At 30.4% G+C, this 18,976-nt stretch carries 17 protein-coding genes; 3 read left to right on the top strand and 14 right to left on the bottom strand.

The features are described 5' to 3' along the window. Positions 1-33 precede the first annotated feature (33 nt). Together Q0998_RS07220 and Q0998_RS07215 are read left to right on the top strand one after the other, a co-directional pair. Positions 34-4,023: a response regulator gene (locus Q0998_RS07220; RefSeq protein WP_299668202.1), complete on the top strand. Its 3,990-nt coding sequence runs from the start codon at positions 34-36 to the stop codon at positions 4,021-4,023. Positions 4,024-4,041: 18 nt separating this feature from the next. Further along, positions 4,042-5,595 carry an arylsulfatase gene (locus tag Q0998_RS07215; RefSeq protein WP_299668200.1) on the top strand — a complete coding sequence of 518 codons (1,554 nt, stop codon included), beginning with the start codon at positions 4,042-4,044 and terminating at the stop codon, positions 5,593-5,595. A gap of 214 nt (positions 5,596-5,809) precedes the next feature. Here Q0998_RS07215 and Q0998_RS07210 read toward each other — a convergent pair whose 3' ends face one another. From Q0998_RS07210 to Q0998_RS07145, 14 genes are all read right to left on the bottom strand, one after another. Next, positions 5,810-6,754, bottom strand: a complete 945-nt coding sequence (locus tag Q0998_RS07210; protein ID WP_299668197.1) for a HipA domain-containing protein — start codon at positions 6,752-6,754, stop codon at positions 5,810-5,812. Then, on the bottom strand, positions 6,744-7,079 hold the full coding sequence (locus tag Q0998_RS07205; RefSeq protein WP_299668195.1) for a HipA N-terminal domain-containing protein: 336 nt from the start codon (positions 7,077-7,079) through the stop codon (positions 6,744-6,746). Before Q0998_RS07205 ends, Q0998_RS07210 begins: the two co-directional genes overlap by 11 nt. Then, the gene (locus Q0998_RS07200) at positions 7,066-7,284 is read right to left on the bottom strand and encodes a helix-turn-helix domain-containing protein (RefSeq protein WP_299668193.1); all 219 of its coding nucleotides are present in this window, start codon (positions 7,282-7,284) and stop codon (positions 7,066-7,068) included. The genes Q0998_RS07205 and Q0998_RS07200 overlap by 14 nt, the downstream gene beginning before the upstream one ends. 285 nt (positions 7,285-7,569) lie before the next feature. Continuing rightward, complete coding sequence (locus tag Q0998_RS07195; protein WP_299668191.1) at positions 7,570-8,265, bottom strand: DoxX family protein; 696 nt, start codon at positions 8,263-8,265, stop codon at positions 7,570-7,572. A gap of 19 nt (positions 8,266-8,284) precedes the next feature. Then, positions 8,285-8,809, bottom strand: coding sequence for a permease prefix domain 2-containing transporter (locus Q0998_RS07190; RefSeq protein WP_299668188.1), 525 nt, complete (start codon positions 8,807-8,809; stop codon positions 8,285-8,287). Beyond that, entirely contained in the window at positions 8,810-9,142 is a 333-nt protein-coding gene (locus Q0998_RS07185; RefSeq protein ID WP_299668185.1) for a helix-turn-helix transcriptional regulator, read from the bottom strand. A gap of 621 nt (positions 9,143-9,763) precedes the next feature. Then, a complete protein-coding gene (locus Q0998_RS07180; protein WP_299668182.1) occupies positions 9,764-9,937 on the bottom strand; it encodes a hypothetical protein in 174 nt (57 codons plus the stop codon). Positions 9,938-10,132: 195 nt separating this feature from the next. Next, positions 10,133-12,220, bottom strand: a complete 2,088-nt coding sequence (locus tag Q0998_RS07175) for a TonB-dependent receptor (RefSeq protein WP_299668179.1) — start codon at positions 12,218-12,220, stop codon at positions 10,133-10,135. A gap of 6 nt (positions 12,221-12,226) precedes the next feature. Next, positions 12,227-12,955: a hypothetical protein gene (locus Q0998_RS07170; protein ID WP_299668176.1), complete on the bottom strand. Its 729-nt coding sequence runs from the start codon at positions 12,953-12,955 to the stop codon at positions 12,227-12,229. 295 nt (positions 12,956-13,250) lie between these two features. Then, a complete protein-coding gene (locus tag Q0998_RS07165) occupies positions 13,251-13,760 on the bottom strand; it encodes a hypothetical protein (protein ID WP_299668174.1) in 510 nt (169 codons plus the stop codon). A 70-nt stretch (positions 13,761-13,830) separates the two neighbouring features. After that, entirely contained in the window at positions 13,831-15,030 is a 1,200-nt protein-coding gene (locus Q0998_RS07160; RefSeq protein ID WP_299668171.1) for a serine hydrolase, read from the bottom strand. A 29-nt stretch (positions 15,031-15,059) separates the two neighbouring features. Beyond that, positions 15,060-15,938, bottom strand: a complete 879-nt coding sequence (locus Q0998_RS07155; protein WP_299668168.1) for a hypothetical protein — start codon at positions 15,936-15,938, stop codon at positions 15,060-15,062. Between the two features lie 51 nt (positions 15,939-15,989). After that, complete coding sequence (locus Q0998_RS07150; RefSeq protein WP_299668165.1) at positions 15,990-16,712, bottom strand: CPBP family intramembrane glutamic endopeptidase; 723 nt, start codon at positions 16,710-16,712, stop codon at positions 15,990-15,992. A gap of 3 nt (positions 16,713-16,715) precedes the next feature. Further along, positions 16,716-17,546, bottom strand: a complete 831-nt coding sequence (locus Q0998_RS07145; protein WP_299668162.1) for a trypsin-like serine protease — start codon at positions 17,544-17,546, stop codon at positions 16,716-16,718. A 625-nt stretch (positions 17,547-18,171) separates the two neighbouring features. On the opposite strand from Q0998_RS07145, the gene Q0998_RS07140 reads away from it, so the two are divergent. Further along, positions 18,172-18,975: a hypothetical protein gene (locus Q0998_RS07140; protein ID WP_299668159.1), complete on the top strand. Its 804-nt coding sequence runs from the start codon at positions 18,172-18,174 to the stop codon at positions 18,973-18,975. Position 18,976 lies beyond the last annotated feature (1 nt).

The raw sequence follows: 18,976 nt of genomic DNA, 5'->3' as shown, positions 1-18,976 counted from the left end.
TGGTAAAAGAATTAAAATAGCATCACTAATTAAATGAACAAGCATTTCATATTTTTAATTTTTATTTTAACTATTTTTTCGTCTGCTTTTGGGCAACGATTACAATTCAATTCATTATCTGTAAAAGACGGTTTGTCTCAACATGATGTAAGTAAAATCATACAAGACTCAGAGGGATTTATTTGGATTGCTACCTATGATGGTTTAAATAGATATGATGGTTACAGAATAGAAAACTTTTTTCATGATAATAATAATGTTGCTAGTTTGTCTAGTAATAGAATTAGAACCTTATTTGAAGACCCGAAAAAGCGTGTTTGGATTGGCACAGATGGCTATGGTTTAAATTACTATTCTTTAGAAGATGGAAAAATAGCAAGAATAAAAGCACCTAATAATTATGAAATTATTAATGATATTCAACAGAATTCTAAAGGGGAAATATTAGTCGCATCAAACCAAGGTTTATTCAAAGTTATAGAAAATAAAAATTCATTTTCTGTTGAAGTTATACAAACCCCATTAACAGGTTTAAATGTAAAAAAAATTAAAATTTTAAAGAATGGAGATATTATCTATACAACAGATGTTGGTGTTTGGTTATATAAAAATAACAAATACTCATTAATTAAGGGTTCAAATCATACGTCTTTTAATACCATCGTAGAAACACTAAAAGGCGAGATTTGGATTGGAGGAAGAAATGGCTTGTATCAAATTAATAATCAAAATTTAGCACTTAAAACAGCTAAAGTTAGTAGCAATATTCTATCTATAGAAGAAGGTATTAAAAACGATTTATGGCTTACTACATTTCAAGAAGGAATCATTCATATTTCTTTAGACTCGATGGAAGCATCTAAAGTTGAAGCTGTTAATGAGCAAAATAAATATTCATTAGCAAACAATCCATTACACACTATTTTTAAAGATAAATCGAATACGTTGTGGATTGCAAACAAAAGAGGGCTTTTATATACCAATTTAGATAGTGAAAAGTTTAAAAGTTTACCAATAGATAAAATAGGTCATGTAAGAACGCTGTTTGCTAACAATTCCAAAGTTTATTATGGTATACAAGCAGGTAAGTTTTATGTTTATTCTTTTAATACAAATAACACAGAATTAATTAAAATTCCAGAAAAAGCGAAAGCATTTAGAGTAGATACTTTAAATGGAAAAATTCATTTAGCAACAACAGAAGGCTTGTACAGAGAAAAAAAATCTAATAAAAATGAATTTGAATTTGTGCCTATTTTCAACAATAAAGAAAAAGATTCTTCTTTATTTGTAACTAGTTTTTTTAAAGATAATTTTGGCAACGAATATTATGGTACTTTCAAAGGATTATTATTAAAAAATAAAAAGGAGTCAGGTTGGATTCATGAAAAATTTGAAAATTTAGAATATTTACGCAACATTCGTGTTTTTTCATTAAAATTTGATGCTCTGCATCAATGTATTTGGGTTGGAACCATATCTAATGGTTTGTTTAAAATAAACTTGGATAAACTAGGTGAAATTATTTCTGTAGAAAGTTATAATGAACAAATGACAGGTTCTTATCACATTCCCAATAATTCAGTTTGGAGTTTTTATTTAGATAAAAACACACTATATGTTGGTACAGATACAGGTTTATTAGTAAAAAAACCTAATAAAAATGAATTTGAATCGATATTGATAGATGATATTCAGAATAAAAAAATTATGGCTATTGTTGCTGACGAATTTTCAAATCTATGGCTAAACAATTCACAAGGAATTATAAAATATTCAACAAAAACAGGAGCAACCAACAAGTTTAATTATTACGATGGATTGCTTACCAACACATTTACAGAAGCTATCTCTAGAAACAATAATGGTGAACTTTTTTTTGGAAGTATATCTGGCATTAATTATTTTAAATCCAGCGAATTAAAAAGCAATTCATTTTCTTCAAAAATTTCATTTACAGAACTTTTTGTAAACAATAAAAAAGTTGAGGTAAAGCAAGAATTATTAGGTTCTGTATTGTTAGAAAAAAGATTGAATAATACTGATTATTTAGATTTTAACTATAAGCAAAACGATTTTTCAATTGAATTTTCAAGTACAAACTACTCCAATGTAAAAGTAAATAAATACAGATATAAACTTGTAAATTATGATGAAGACTGGCAAGAAGTTAACAATACAAAAAGATATGCCAGTTACTCAAATATACCTTCAGGTAATTACACTCTTTTTGTAGAAGCAACAAATCCAAATGGTCAGTGGTCTAATGAAGTTCGAGAAATTTCAATTTCTGTTCAACCTGCACCTTGGAATACTTGGTGGGCTTATTTATTCTATTTTTTAATAACACTTACCATTTTATTTACCCTTATTCATTTTTGGTCTAACAAACAAAAATTAAGAAATCAAATAAAACTTTCTACTTTTAAAAGTGAGCAAGAAAAAGAAATTAATGAAATGAAATTAATTTTCTTTACAGATGTTGCACACGAATTCAAAACACCTTTATCTTTAATTATTGGGCCTCTTAATGATTTAATTAAAGGAAATATATCTAAAGAACATAAGGATTTCTGTTACAATATTGTATCAAGAAATACAAATAGATTGATGAACTTGGTCAATCAATTGTTAGATTTTCGAAAAATAAATTCAGGAGTAAATATCTTAAAAGTTTCTAGGAATGATATGTGCCTGTTTGTGGAAGAAATTTCCAAATCTTTTGATTGGCAGGCTAAAACTAGAAATATAAATTTAAACTTTATTTCCCCAGAAAGTTATTTCTGCCATTTTGATAAAGACATTGTAGAAAAAGTAATTTATAATCTTTTATCTAACGCTTTTAAATACACACCAAATAATGGTACTATTGAAATAGAAATAAAACCAACCTGGAAACAAGAGTTAGAGTATTTTGTAATCTTAATTAAAGACAGTGGAAAAGGAATATCTCAACAAGACAAAAAGAAAATTTTTCAAAGACATTTTCATGGAAAAGATAGATCGTCTTCTGGTATTGGTCTTCATTTAGCTTCTTCACTTATTGAAGCACATAGAGGAGAAATAAACGTATTAAATAGCGCTTTGGGAGGCACAGAATTTATGATAACATTACCTGTTTCATCAAAATCTTTTTCTGAAGAAGAGTATATAACAAAAGAAGACATTCCTTGTAATTTACCTAAAGATTATGTGCCAGGAGATATTGTTGAACAAATTGATGAAGACGAAGAGGAAGATGATGAAGGTAAAGAAAAAATTTTAGTAGTAGAAGATGATTATGATTTAAGAAAATATCTAAAAAATATTTTAAAAAATGATTACAATGTTTTTGAAGCAAATAACGGAAAAGAAGGCTTAGAAGTAACTTTAAAAGAAATACCAGATATTATAATTTCTGATGTTATGATGCCAGAATTAGATGGCATTGAAATGTGTAAAAAAATTAAAAAAAATATTTTAACCTCTCATATTCCAGTGTTAATGTTAACAGCAAAATCAGGAGAAGATTTCTCTAGTAAAGGATTAAAAGTAGGTGCTTGGGATTATATTTCCAAACCATTTAATAGTGCTCAATTATTACAAAAGGTTAAAAACATTATAAAAACCAGAAATAATTTTAGGCAATATATTGCAGAAGGTTCTTCAGATAAAACAGATAGCCATTATGTTTCTTATGATCAAAAGTTTGTGGCAAATTTGGTAAATATTATTAAAACTAAAATGTCTGAACCCAATTTTTCTGTACAAGATTTATCTGAAGAACTTGGGCTTAGCCGAATGCAATTACATAGAAAACTAAAATCTTTAATTGGGCTTAATACTACTGCTTTTATCAATTCTATAAAAATAGAAAAAGCAGTTCAAATGTTTGATGATGGTTGCGATAGAGTTCAAGAAGCTATGGATGCAGTTGGGATTAATAGTTATGCACATTTTATTAGCTTATTTAAAAAAGAAAAAAGCGTAACACCTAAAAAATATATTGAGCAATTAAAAGAAGCAAACAAAATAATTGATTAAAAATTAAAAATAATATTTATGAAAAAATATTTTTCCATTGTAATGCTATTAATCATAGTTTCATGTAATCAATCTAAAAAAAGTTCAGATATAAAAAAAGAAATAACCTCAACAAAACCAAACATTGTTATTATTTATTTAGATGATTTAGGTTATGGAGATTTATCTTCTTATGGAGCAACTGAACTACAAACGCCAAATATGGATGCTTTAGCCAATGGTGGAATAAAATTCACAAATGGGTATGCATCTTCTGCAACCTGTACACCAAGTAGATATGCATTATTAACAGGTATGTATCCTTGGCGAAATAAAAATGCAAAAATTTTACCAGGAACAGCACCTTTATTAATTGATACAAAACAACAAACGTTACCAAAATTGTTAAAAAACCAAGGATACCAAACAGCAATAGTTGGTAAATGGCATTTAGGTTTAGGAACAGGAATTGTAAATTGGAATGAAAAAGTAACACCTGGTCCAAATGAAGTTGGTTTTGATGAATCTTATATTTTAGCCGCCACCCAAGACAGAGTTCCAACAGTGTACATTAAAAATGGTAATGTGGTTGGTTTAGATAAAAACGACCCAATAGAAGTAAATTATAAAGAAAATTTTGAAGGAGAACCCACTGCGATTTCTAATCCAGAAATGTTGACAATGAAATGGCATCATGGTCATAATAGCAGTATTGTAAACGGAATTCCTAGAATTGGTTATATGAAAGGTGGAGAATCTGCAAAATGGGTAGACACAGAAATGGCTGATCATTTTTTAGCAAAAGCGCAGCATTATGTAAAAACGCATAAAGAAAATCCGTTTTTTTTATATTATGCTATGCAGCAGCCACATGTGCCAAGAACACCACATCCTAGATTTGTGGGTAAATCTGGATTGGGACCAAGAGGTGATGTAATTTTAGAAGCAGATTGGGCAATTGGAGAATTTATGAAAACCTTAAAAGACGAAGGAATTTTAGAAAATACATTAATTGTTTTTTCAAGTGATAATGGGCCAGTTTTAAATGATGGCTATTTTGATGATGCTGATGAAAAAATAGGAAAGCATGATCCAAAAGGAGGATTAAGAGGAGGTAAATACAGCATTTTTGAGGCAGGAACAAGAGTGCCTTTTATTACTTATTGGAAAGGAACTATAGCACCACAAGTGTCAGATGCTATTGTTTGTCAAATGGATTTATTAGCTTCAATTGCAGATTTAGTAAATACAAAAGAAACTTCTACTGATAGTAAAGAGATATTACAAGCTTTTTTAGGAAAAACCAAAAAAGGACGAGAAAATTTAATTATTGAAGCCACAGGAAAAACAGCCTTAAGAAGTGGAGATTGGTTATATATTCCTGCTTATGATGGTGAAAATTTTAGAGAAGCAGTAGGTATTGAAGTTGGTAATTTTCCTTATGAACAATTGTATAATCTTAAAAAAGACAGAGCTCAACAAAGTAATTTAGCAATATCAGAACTAGAAAAACTTTCTGAAATGAAACAACTTTTTATAAATTTAAGAGGAAAAGATTATCAAAAAGGAGTTAAAGAGGTTGTTTTTCAATAAAATTACCCATAGTTAAAATATCTCCCTAATAGTTTATTATTTTTTATTATAATTTACATCCAAAAATCAAATTAATCAAACATTATAATTATGCAAATACTAACATTTTTAGGGTTCACAGCTTTAGTAGCCATTTGCTGGTCTCATTTCACTAAGAAACAAAAAAAATCACTTTCCCCTACACATGTTGCCCTGTGAGAAATATAGCTAAATGTTAATTAAACCTCGCATATCTAGTTTCTAAAATGGCTTTATAAGAGACTTTCATTGCATCAGACAAAAAAGAAGCGTCAATCAATTTGAAGGCTTTGGTTTTGTTTTTTAGCATTCGTTTAAAAACACCTTTAATTTGTTTATCCGTCATTCCAAGTCCAATGGCTAATTGTTCAAAATGTTCCTTTTTTAGCTTGCTTTTCTTTCCTGCCAGAGTCAGCGCAAGTTCTTCTTGATCTTCAGATAAAACAAGGCTAACGTTTAACAAATCATATGCAGGGGCAAGTATCCAACCCGAGGGATTTGCTATCATAGAAAAATTTTTAAGATGTAGATCATTATTGCCTGTTAAAAAACCAAATATGGCCAATTCAAAAAAGAAGATTTTGTCTAATAAGGTATTATTGGAATAGCGCCCGATGGCTTTTCCAACTTTTTCCATGGAACTTTTGTATTTATCAAATGCTTCTGTAACCTGAAAAAGGTCTAGCATATGTATTTTTTCTCCTTTAGCTGTTCTATCAATTCTCTTGGTAATATAAGAGAGTTCTCCAGAAGTAAGTCGCACCAAACTAGAAGGTACAACACGGATTCCAAAAGCTTCAGCAATACGCATGGTCAAGTGCTCATTTTCTGGCATTTCTCTAAATTGTGCTGTAGGGGGTTTAAAAATATATTGCCCTCCTAATGCACCAACAACCGTTAGCCTTGGTGGCTCTTTTGCGATAGCATCTGTAATTAAAGACATCGATAGTTTGGGTTGCACTCCTGGTACTGCAATACTTCTGGCGACAACATCTTTTGCCAAAGCGTCCATTTCTTCAAGGCTATAAGGCATACTTGGCGGGGTATTGGTTCCAAAGAATTCGAACGCACATTGCTCATGAAAATCAGTTCCATTTTCTAAGGCGGTATAACAATACAAACAGTTCTTTTTATTTTTCATCTTCTTCAATTATAGGTATAACACTAACAGCGCCTATACAGTTTTGACAACAGGCCAATAACAACCCCATACGATCGTTAGCGTTAATTTTCCAATTTTTAGTAGCAATAGCTAACAACCAACCTTCTGGGATCAAACCTTCAAAAAAAGGAAACAATCGATGATCTTTATAGGGTGCTTTTTGAACAGGCATACTAAAGGTGATAAATTGTGTAGGATGTACTGCAATATAGTTTTCATCATATTGAAAAACATAATCCCCTTCTGATGTTTCTATAATTTGTCCTGCAATAACATCTTTATAATATACATTACCTCGTCTCATCGTCTACTTTTTTTATAGCTACAGGTGCTAGTTCATGCCCAAACATAGCTAAAACTAAATTCACTTTTTCTAGATTTAAATTGGTTTTACCCTGTTCTATTTTACGTACTACTGTTAAAGCGACACCTGCACGTTCTGCAAACTCTTCTTGCGTAAGGCGTACTTCTTTTCTACGGTCTTTTACAAATGCTGATAATAATTTCATTATATGCTTTTAAATATAAATATACGTAAAAATACTAAATTATATGTATTTAGATATAATAAATATAAATAATTGTATTTTATATGTATTTGAATATAACTATAGTGGTAAAGAGTATAAAAAGAAAAACAATTGACATACCCTACAGCATTATAAACATGCTTCACAGTTTGGCGTTGAATTGGAGTATTTAAAAAGACGGTTTTATAAAGTATCTAACTTTAAAAATGATGTAGCCTTTATTTAGGAAGAGTCAGTTTGTCTTTTAATGTTTTTGATAAATACTCAATTCCTTTTATCGAATTCTTCCAAGCATTTTTCAAGTGATTTACCTTCTTTGTGGATACATTCACAAAAATCAATACACGATTTATCATTTTTATCATGGCATTGGGTAGTGCAATCTGAAAGAGTGTTTCTAGGTAAAATTGTATAAAATATCCTAGTATGAAATACGACTAAAAGTATTACTGCTAAGACTCCTGCAAAGAATTTAAAAGGAAACTTTTTAGTCAATTCGTCTTTAGTGGGTAAATCCTGTTTAGAAATGTTATGATTGAAAGGAAATATCTTTTTGAATTTATGGTAATCCCAACAAAGAAGGAACAACACAGCACAAACCATTAAAGGTGATGTAATTTGAGAGCCGTCAAATCTAACTGATAGTGATAAAATGCAGATGTTTAAAATTATTGGAAAGTAAATAAAAGCTCCAATGGAAACTGTTCTGGGAATCAGTAATAGAATAGCAGCCAATACTTGCATGATTCCAACAAATGTATAATAATATCCCGTGTGAAAAAAAGCGTCCAAAAAATTACCCATTGGGTGATTAACAGCTAAAACAGTAAATCTTTCTCCAAGAATTTTTTGCATACCTGACGGGATAAAACCTAAAGCAAGTGTTATTCTGCAGAATATTGCAAAGTAGCCAAGCCACTTATTTTTCCTTGCTTGGTAATGTATTTTATCTACCCTCATACCTAAACTGATTCGTTTTTTAGCTCCCTGCAATTACAGTCCCAAAAATTCCAACGGCAAGTTCGACCCAAATTAGCATTAGAACCAAGAACAATGCTATGCCAAATAGAATTCTAAATCGTAAGGTCTTTATTTTCCTTAAAATAAATTCAAGTGTTAGTCCTGTTCCAATTAATAAAACACCTGCAACGAGAAAATCAAAAATTTTCCAATTTACATCATTAGTAAAGTTCATTGCTATAAAAGGGACTAATAGTACTGCTATCGCAGTAGCCAAAATAGCGACAAGTCTTTTGTTTTGATTCGTAATTTCCATAGTGTCTGTATGAGTTAAATGATAAATATTTCCAATAATAGACGGACGAAACAGAAAAATAACCTCTTTCACAAAGAGTCTATTTGCTTTGTTGTATCCATATTTTTCAAAATAAACGCTAAAACGCTCCATTAAATCGCCTTCTATTTCTTCTCTATAATCAGGATGACAAAACCAATGAAAGAATGCTACTACCAATCGAGACGGTTTATGTTGTTGCTGTTTCATCTAATGTAATTTGAATGAAAGTCTTGGCATAGCATCCCAAAGTGAGTTTCTTTGTGCTTTTGTGTGGTTAAGCAGTTTCTGGCCCACTGCGGTAATTTCATAGAGGCGTTTTCGTTTTCCACCTCTTTCGTTTGTGGCATCTCCAAATTCTGACTTCAATAAACCTTTACTCTCTAATCTCTTCAAAACGGTTTGAATTGCTCCCAAGCTGACATTTCGATGTAGTCGTTCATCAATTTCTGTTATAATACTTACACTATACGCTTCCCCATTGAGAATTGCCACAATTAGTAAAACAACTTCTTCAAATTCTCCAAGTGTTTTTTGATTCATTTTTTAGGTATTTACAACAAATGTAGTTAATATAATTTTAATAACCTATATTGTAGTTAATATCGGCATTAATAAAGTGTAGTGTAGAAAAATCGCACTATTTCAGCCTGTTTTTAAATGACAGATTTCGGTTTTCAAATTGCGTAAACGCACTTGTCTATGGCTTAGTTGCGATTGTTACGTAACTAATTTAGTAAACAAATACGAAACCAATAAAATTCCGAAGGAATTTTCAAATAAGCACTTGCCACAGCAATTAATTATATACGTTGTAGGCAGTGCTTTATTATTCTAATTCGATTCTTATTAGCTTTTACTATTCTTGATTTTCAAAGATTTTTGTTGTATCCAATTAATCGAAATTTCTATTGGTTTTGTTTTATTAATGTTGTGTCCTAATGATGGAAATAAAACACATTCGAAAGGTTTGTTTTTTAATTTTAGAATGTTAATATGCTCAATAAACATTTTTACAGGGATCTAGATGTCTTTTTCACCGAAAAGCCAGAGACCAGGAATAGAAAGAGTTTTTAGAACGTCTTTTGGGTCAGTAGCTTTAAATTGATATCTATCAGGGTCGTTCTTAATATGTTCAAGTGCATTTTCTTCTGTATTATTTTCCTAAAAATCTGTTCTTCCACTTGTATAAAACTGAAATCTTAATTGTTCAAGAGTGGTTATCGTAGGGCAACTAAATAATACCATAAATTCTACTAATGGGTTTTTATTTGCAACAATTGGAATTATCCATCCTGCTTGATTCGCGCCAAAAAAGACCAATAGGTAAATTCTCATCTTTTTTTTTGAAGATATTTTAGCACCAAAATATATAAGTTAAAATAGACAAGAAATGCATATGGTATAAAAGTATATACATTAGAAATTAAGTTAGATGAAAAATTTTAATTATAAACTAAATCATGAGTACTCCACAATATTAAAAAATCTCCCCAAAATATCAAATGAAGTACTGTTTTTTTATAGTTCATGTTATTTTTTTATTGAGATAGAAACTCCAGCAAAGAAGCTCCAGTTTGTTGAAGGAATTATTTCACTTCTTTGAGTTCCATTTTCAGAATACTGGTAACCTAAAACTTGACTGAACTGCAATGGGTTTCTTAATGAAAAATAAATTACGGTAAAATTTTTAAATATTGAAGTTAAATAGCTAGTGCTAAAATTCAAATTATTATAGTCCATAGTTTTATCACTTAAAAAAATAGGATTACTAGGGTTATAATAAGGTCTTCCACTAGAATAGGTATAAGTCATACCTAGCCTCAAAAGAGGGGTTATTTTGTAATTAGCAACAAGATTTAAAGTATGTGTGGCTACAAAAATTGGGGTAGTTTCAATAGGGTAGTCACGATAAATACGTTTTGAGTCTAACAAAGAATAAGATAACCAATAGCTTAAATTTTTAATGTTTTTTTCATCTTTCCAAAATACATCTATGCCTTTTGAATATCCTTTACCGCTATTATCTAATATCGATAATTCGTCTTCTTTGATTAATTTGTCATATTTTTTATAGTATGCTTCTATTCTAAACAGCTGTTGTTTCTTTTTCCATTGATAATTTGCAATGAGATGAGTTGCGTTCTCAAAATCTAATTGTTTGTTTAACCGTAAAAATTCGCTGTTTGGTGTTTGATAAAATTTACCATATGCTACTGAAATATTTGAGTAACTTCCTGCTTTATAACCTAAAGAAATTCTTGGTGCAAGATTATACTTTTTTAAGATGCTAGAATATTCATACCTAACACCAATTCGCATACCAACTTTTTTATTTAGTCTAATATCAGATTCAGCATAAGTGGCTATAAAATTATCTCGTAAAGAATTATAGGTTTTAGATTCTAAATAATCATTTTTGTGATATTGCCATTCGGTGCCAATTCTTATTTTTGTTTGATTTAACTTTTTACTAACGGTAATTCGCCCTTGAACTAATAAATCATGTTCAGTTTCTGAGTTTTCATTAAACACATCTTCATTATCATCATAACTCACAGCAGTTAAAGCACGTAAATTCCAATCTCCACTTATATATCCATAAAATGAATTGTTCCAGAAAAGGTTACTATTTCTGTTTTCAAATATATTTTCTGATGATAAATTTTCAAAAAAATCAGGTTTTAATGCAATGTTACCCTTTTGATATTGCAAATACGACTTAAAAATTCCCAAATTATTATCTACATGCCTAAACCCAAATGACCCTGCAATACCTTTTGGTGCGGTTATCCATTTCCTATTTTGAGGAACAATTGAAAATAAAGTTGATAAATCAGAATAACTAACACTAGCCAAAAAGGCGGTTTTATCTTGCCAAGTTTTAACATAGCTCCCGCTTATCCCCGCCATATCAATTCCAAAACTGTAGTTGTCATTTTCAGGAAAATCATTTGTGTCCAAAATAAGAACGGATGATAATGCCTGGCCATATTCCGCAGAATATCCACCAGTACTAAATAATATTCCTGTGAATAAAAAAGGGTCAAAACGACCTCTTGATGGTATATCTGGCACATCACTAAAAAATGGTCTTGTAACAACTGCCCCATCGATGATTGTTTTTGTTTCTGATGCTTCACCTCCACGCACAAATAGTCCTGTTTCATTCAATATAGGAGTTGTGCCAGGTAAAGTTTGTAAAGCTCCATATACATCGCCACTAGCAGCAGAATTTGTTACAATTTGTAGAGGCTTTAAAGTTGTAGCTCTTTTTTTGTCACTCGCTTCAAAAGTTCCTACAGCAATTATCACTTCTGATAAAGTATTACCTTCTTTTAATATTAGATTTAAACGCATACTTTCTCCAGATATAATAATTTTTTTTTCTAAAGTTTCGTATCCTACATTACTTATTACAAGTGTAGATGCTCCTTTGGAACTTGTAACAAAAGAAAACTCTCCAGACTCATTAGTAGTGTTTCCTTCAAAGGAAATTTTTAGGTATACATTAGCAAAAGGTATCGGTTTTCCTTTTTTATCATTAACAGTACCACTTATAATTGTTTGAGAATAAGTATTTAAGACTGAAAATAGCAAAATAATGTATATTATCTTCATTAAAATTTAATTTAGACCTAAACCTTTTTTTAATTCTTTTAGCTGTCTATCATCAGGAAATAGTTTAAGCCCATTAGAACAAAAAAGCTTGGCTTCACCAATTCTGTTTTCCCTTTTATAATAGCTTGCCAAATAATAGTAAACTTGATTTCTTCCCCAGGTTGGGGCCAAAGCATGATTACCACTTTTATCTGGTTTATTCAATGCTTGTTTTAGGAATGATTCAACTTTTAAACCCCCTCCATATTCTGTAGGTTTATAATAATCACTTCTTCCTACACCTAAATAGGCCCTTAAATTATGATCATTTTCTTGAATCGCTTTATTATACAAAATATTGGCTTTTGCACTAATTATAGCAGCGAGATCTGATTGAAAATTAATTGAGAAACTAAGCATAGAACCTTGAAGAGCTAAATTCTCAGAACTTTTATTAGATGACTTTTCCAATCGTTCAATTCCTTTCTGCAAAATTTTTAATGCTTTATTATCATTTTTATTGATCATTGATAAAATAGCTTGTCGATACATGGCAAAGGCAATCCAATAGTTGTAAATAGGGTCTTTTGTTTTAATAAAAGAAGCTTTTAGACTATCTATTATTGGCTGAAACTGATCAGTCTGTGATGAAACGGATTTGTCATAAGCTTCTAGAATTTCATTTTCAAGTTTATTTTGTGAATGGCACAAACTTATGGTGAAAAGTATAGTGATGAATAAAATAGATTTTTTCATATTATGATAGTTTAAAAGTACTTTCAAATAACACATTATTGGCTAGTATTTGAAATATTATATCTGAACGGTTTGTATAAGTATACTAACGGTATCTGAAACTGTAGAAAATGCAATTACTTTTAAGCATAAAAAATATCTGCTTGATTTTTAAAGCTTTGATTATTATAAATGATTTAATTTTAATACTCTTAAAATTTCTAACATTATTCCATGAACAAAATCCTGATAATATAGCTCTAGCCTTATGCAGATTTTGAAACACTTGAAATCATTAAGATTAACTTGAGAAAAATTATTTATCATTTCTGTTCAAGGTCATTTCAAAGAACTGAGACCATTTTCCTTCTCTTTTAAATTCACCTTTTTCCAACCATTGCTCATTTTCATTTTGCCAAATAATGTATCTTACGTTTTCATTCGGATACCAATATAATTTGTTATCAATTAGTTCTGCTTTAAATTTTGCATTTTGACCACTTGGCAGAAATGATCTGAATACGTAATTATCGTCTTTTTTATTATAAGTAAGAATAGCAAGGGCGTTATGTATAACTTCACCGTTTGATTTGCCTTTCCCTTCGATTAAAATTGCCGTTGAATCTAATTTGAATTGAATTTTTTCAGTTTGATCGAATTTAGATTTTCCATTTTCACCCATCATCCAACCTTTTCCTATCCAATCTCCAACTATAAAATTCAACTCTTTTATTTTAGCTTTTGAAATGGTATCCGTTTCAGAGTGTTGTGAAAAAGATAGATTTGAAATTAAAATTGTCAAGAAAATTAATAGTTCTTTTTTCATAATTGAAGTAAATTGCAAAAATATTTTAGGTTACATAAAAGTAATATTTTAGATGTGTTGTTATAAACAGCTATTTCCTATGATTATATGGAATATATCTTTCCCATTGCCAAGGGGTATAAGTATCTCCAATTGTTATTTCTAAAAGTTCTTTAAAAATACTCTCTGCATTATCACTGTTAGATAAGATTATTATACCAATATCTTTATCTGGAAAAATGATAGAGTAATGTTGAAATCCTTCGCCATGTCCTTCTTTAAACATTCCCTTTCCGAAAGGTGACTTTAACAAGCCCCAGCCCAAACCATAACTTAATTCTATGGAATCATTTTCATCGATATCTTGCCAAGCCTGATACCCAAACTGCGTTTTTGATGTTATTCTAATATTTGATTCGTATAACAAATTAGTTACCTCGGATTTGATTTCAGTTTGCTCTAAGAGGTGTTGGATAAATTTAGAATAATCTTCGGTTGTTGTTTCCATTGACCCTGCTGCATTTGCTCTATCTCTTCTATCTTTAGCTATTACCACCCCATTAGATGTATGCCCATTGCAATATTTATTATTGAATTTTTCTTTCCAGACATAGCTGGTCATATCCATATGTAATGGTTGAAATACTTTTTCTTGAGCTAATTCTTCCAAATTTTTATTGGTGATTTTCTCTATTACGAATTGCAATAACTGAATTCCTTCTCCCGAATAGTAATACCTTGTATCTGGGTCTATAAGAAACCTAATTTTACCCTCTCTAAAGAAATCACTTTCTCTTGTCATCCACCTCCAGTTGGGAAACCCAGTAGTGTGAGATAAACACATTCTCGCAGTAATTTTTTCATACCGCTTATCATTAGCTAAATCTTTATAACTCTTTCGTTCATTTCCGAATTCATATTCAGGAAGCGGTTTATCTAAATATTCGTAAAGAGGTTTGTCAAGGTCTATGACTCCGTCAACTACCAGTTGAGCCACCAAATATCCAAAAACGGCCTTACTAAGAGAAGCACTATAAAAAACGTTTTTTGCAGTAAGTGTGTCTTTTGTTTCAAGATTGGCATAACCAAAGGATTTTTGGTAAACTGTTTTATTATTGTTGAATATAGTGGTAGAAATTCCTGCAACGTTAGCCACTTCAATTAATGATTGGATTTTTATAGTCAACTCAGATTTTGAAATTTGCGACCCATCTAATTTATTAATGTGCTCTCTTTTGGCATAACATCCAAACAACATTGATGTTATTAATAGCAGTATTGTTTTTTTCATCTATATGTTTAAAATTGTTTAAAATGAGTTTAGTTTGTTATTGCAACCCTCAAAGATTTTTCAATTCTAGGCGCATGGCTAGCTCCCATGGTAACAAATACTGTTTGCCCATCATTTACTAATTCAATGATTGTTTGTACCATATGATAGTCTCTCGCCAAATTGGATGAATTAGCTATATCACTAAGATAACCCTCTGGCCACCCGTACATATCACTATAATCTCTCCAATCAATACTGGGAAAATCTTCCTTCCATAAACGGTCCAATTCCTCCCAAGATTTATAAATGCCTCTGATATGTTTATAATCTGTTCTACTATCTAAATATTCTTGTAGTTTTTTCTCAGGATTTTCTGGCTTATCATGTCTCATATTACTGAAATAAGGCCGAAAGGAATAAAACATGGCAATTTGTTCAACTGGAAATTCCTTCATTAATAGTTCAATTTCGTCTTCCCTAGCTGGCTCCCAAGTGAATAAATCAACCCCATTTTTTTTTGTCAACTGGGATACTAGTCCCCCTTCACCATACTTTTTAATAGGATCTTGAAACCATGTGAACAAAAAGCCAAGTCTTCCTTCAACAAGCGCAACCGAAGGATTGGCCTCATTCCACAACTTTTTAATTGTTTCAAATTGTGGGTGATTTCCATCAGTAGTATGGGCAACTCCCAAAATATGAGCTTCGCCACCCGATGAAGACTTGATAGAATATATATAAGGCCTCCTGTGGGTATTTATTATCTTTTCATAAGTTTCCATATCCATAATTGGATTTTCTATTGTTATAGGGTCCTTAACATCATAATAACTAGGGGATGTCCAAATTACATTACAAGACACTAAGGATACTGCCACTATGATAAAAACACCTAACGCGATTGAAATTCTTTTTAAATTTTTCATATTAGTTGATAGATTATTGTTTTAGCAATCTTACACGTATTTTAATTTGCTTTATAAAACAAACATTTCAAGAGCATTTGTTGAAAAATTAATGAGATTGTGAAAAATAATTGCTGGTAGAATACTTCTACTATAATAGATCATCCAACCTAAAATATAACCTAGTATTCCTGTAATTATGAATGCATCTAAAGCAAAGCTAAAGTCCCCATTCTGTAAGTAAAGTGAATGCCCTAGAGCAAAGATTAAAGTAATCACCCAGACAGCAGGGTGTCCAAGTTTATATTTCTTATCCTTTAGAATAAGTATTAAGAAACCAAGTAGAATTCCTCTCCATAATTCTTCATCTAAACCAGGCATGATTATTTGGTAAAATAAAACGTCTAAATTTAAGTCTTTACGTCCTGAGAATGCTATGGTCAATAATGACATAGTCAAAACAGTTATGAGTCCTACAATTAATATCCTCTTTCGGGAACCCTTTCTGGGAAGAGATAAAATAAAATCGTGCTTCTTAAAATACTTTCTCGTTATGAAATAAATAGTAATTGAAAAAATTATAGCCAACAATTTCCCTGTCCAATTCATTTTACTATCTGAAATAGAAAGGTATGTGAACGTTAATGGCAAAAATATCAAAATCACGTAAACAATGTGATATAGTGTCAATAATCCAATATTCTTCGTGAAGTTTGCCTTATTCTCTCTAAATATGAGTATAATCGGCAATGTGCTAATTAATATTATTAATGTTAGGATTAATTGTTCTTTCATATCTTATATTTTAATTGTTTCTGATATCCAGTCTTTGTAAAAGCTAAGATTGGTTGTATAAATTAGAGACCCATGTAGACCTAAATTGATATCATCATTAATTTTAGCAGTTGCGCCACTATGTATACCAACTAGGTAAAACTTATTGCCAACTTTAACAAATGCACCGCCACCACTGTCTCCACCCATTGGAAAATATTCCAAATCTGTTGGTGTTGCACTTCCTATTCTATTCAATTCTTTGTGAGTAGGATGGTCAAAATCAGCTATTAAAAATTGATCTGGAAGCTCTCTATCATCGATTGATTCTTGTCCCGTAGCATCTATAATATTAGTACCCGCTAGTTTTCTTCCAGCAGGTGTTGGCTTTTTAATTGCCTGTTTTCCTTTACCGCTAGTCCCATAACCAACATAGATGATTTGCTTACCTACTATCTCATTACCATTAAAAGAGGTTGCTGGTTCAATTTGTTTCTTGCTGGCTTTTATTTTAATCAATGCGACATCACCATTGTGACCTAAAACATTACTTTTATAATCAGGATATAAAATGACCTTTTCTGAATCATAAATAATGTTATTGGATTTAAACCTGAGCTTGCTGTTTAAAACATCTTCTACAACATGCCCAGCTGTAATAACCCAATTTTCATTTATAAGAACGCCACTTCCTATTAGTATTCCACCCTCATTTAATATCTTCCCTACACAATCAAACTCTTTATCTGAAGCTAGTTCTATATGCTTTTCAATCGAAACATCTTCTCTATAAACTCCAAATGAAAAGTTTAGAAGACAAATAATACTTAGAATGCTATACTTTTTTAAATTCATATTGCTCTCATCATTAATAATTATCAAGAATTGTAGACACTACCCTAGGAATCAAAAAGGCTACTCTAATTTATTATACAAGGATATTATCTTCGCTCGTTTATATTCTTTTTCTCCTTTACCTCTTAAATCACATAATGAAATTTCTTCTTACACAATAAATATTAAATTATTAAAAATATTAAATTATTAAAAATTTAATCTTGCACTTTTTCACCTAACTCAGCAATTGCAACCTCTTCGCTAAAAGAACTGCTATTGAGGATTAAAATTAGAATTTTGACCATTATCAATAATTTTAAAAAGGAAATTAGCGTTTGTAAATTTCAAAACATATTTCTGCTTGAAGCTAAAATAGAAATTGTTTTATCACTCTGTGGTTTTTTACTTATGTAAAGGCTCCTTAAGATGTATCAAAATAAAATATGGGACTCATTAATTTAAAATAAACTCTCATCAATAGAAAATTTTAACAATATTATTGGCTCAATATTTTTAATATTGAACAGTTGAAATAAATCAAAGTGCTTTTAACTATGTGCCCTAGCAATACAAGTCAAAACCTAGCTAATCTGTTTTTGTTTTAAACCTTTCGCATAAAAATCTTGAATAAACCATGTTGGCTATGAATGAAATAAATAAAATAACAATGAATTCAACTTTGCTATATATTATAGCTTTTTTGTTGACAACCATTATTCATGAATTTATGCATGCCTTTACTGGTTGGTCTTTTGATAGTAACCCTGTTCTGCATCATAACTATGTTGAACATTTTTCAATTGAACACCTAGCTACGAATCAAAAAGCACTAATAGCATTGGCGGGACCAGTAATCAGTTTAATACAGGGAATTTTATCAAGCCTAGCATATCTTAGAATTAGGGGAAAATCCCATAAATTAATTCATCTTTTTCTTTTGTGGTTTTCTGTGTTAGGTTTTTTTAATTTTCTAGGATATCTAACGACTGGATTTTTATTTCATAAAGGTGATATAGGTAAAGTATATAATCTATTAAATATTCCACTTTGGATTCAGATATTTTTAGCTATCATAGCTGCTCTATTATTGGTTTATGTAGCCTTTAAAATGACTGCCCCATATCTACGTTTGAGCTATAAACATGCATGGTTGAAAGACGGTAAAGCCAAGATGAATTTCTCATTTCACGTCCTATTTCTCCCATGGTTAATAGGATCGCTAATTATTACAGTCTTATACCTTCCTGTTATTGCCTTAATAAGTATAATTTACCCTATAATGAGTGGCATGATATTTATATTTCCTTGGAAAAACGCGGATAGTATTAAGGAAATAATACCCTCATCAAATAAAGAAATCGGAAAGTTATCTTATATGGGTTTAGGTGCACTAATATTATTGATACTATTATTTAAGTTAGTAATGGCACCAGGCATTGAATTATAAA

It is taken from the genome of uncultured Polaribacter sp. (genome assembly GCF_947501385.1).
Classification (GTDB): domain Bacteria; phylum Bacteroidota; class Bacteroidia; order Flavobacteriales; family Flavobacteriaceae; genus Polaribacter.
This window is presented reverse-complemented; position numbering and strand designations above follow the sequence as displayed.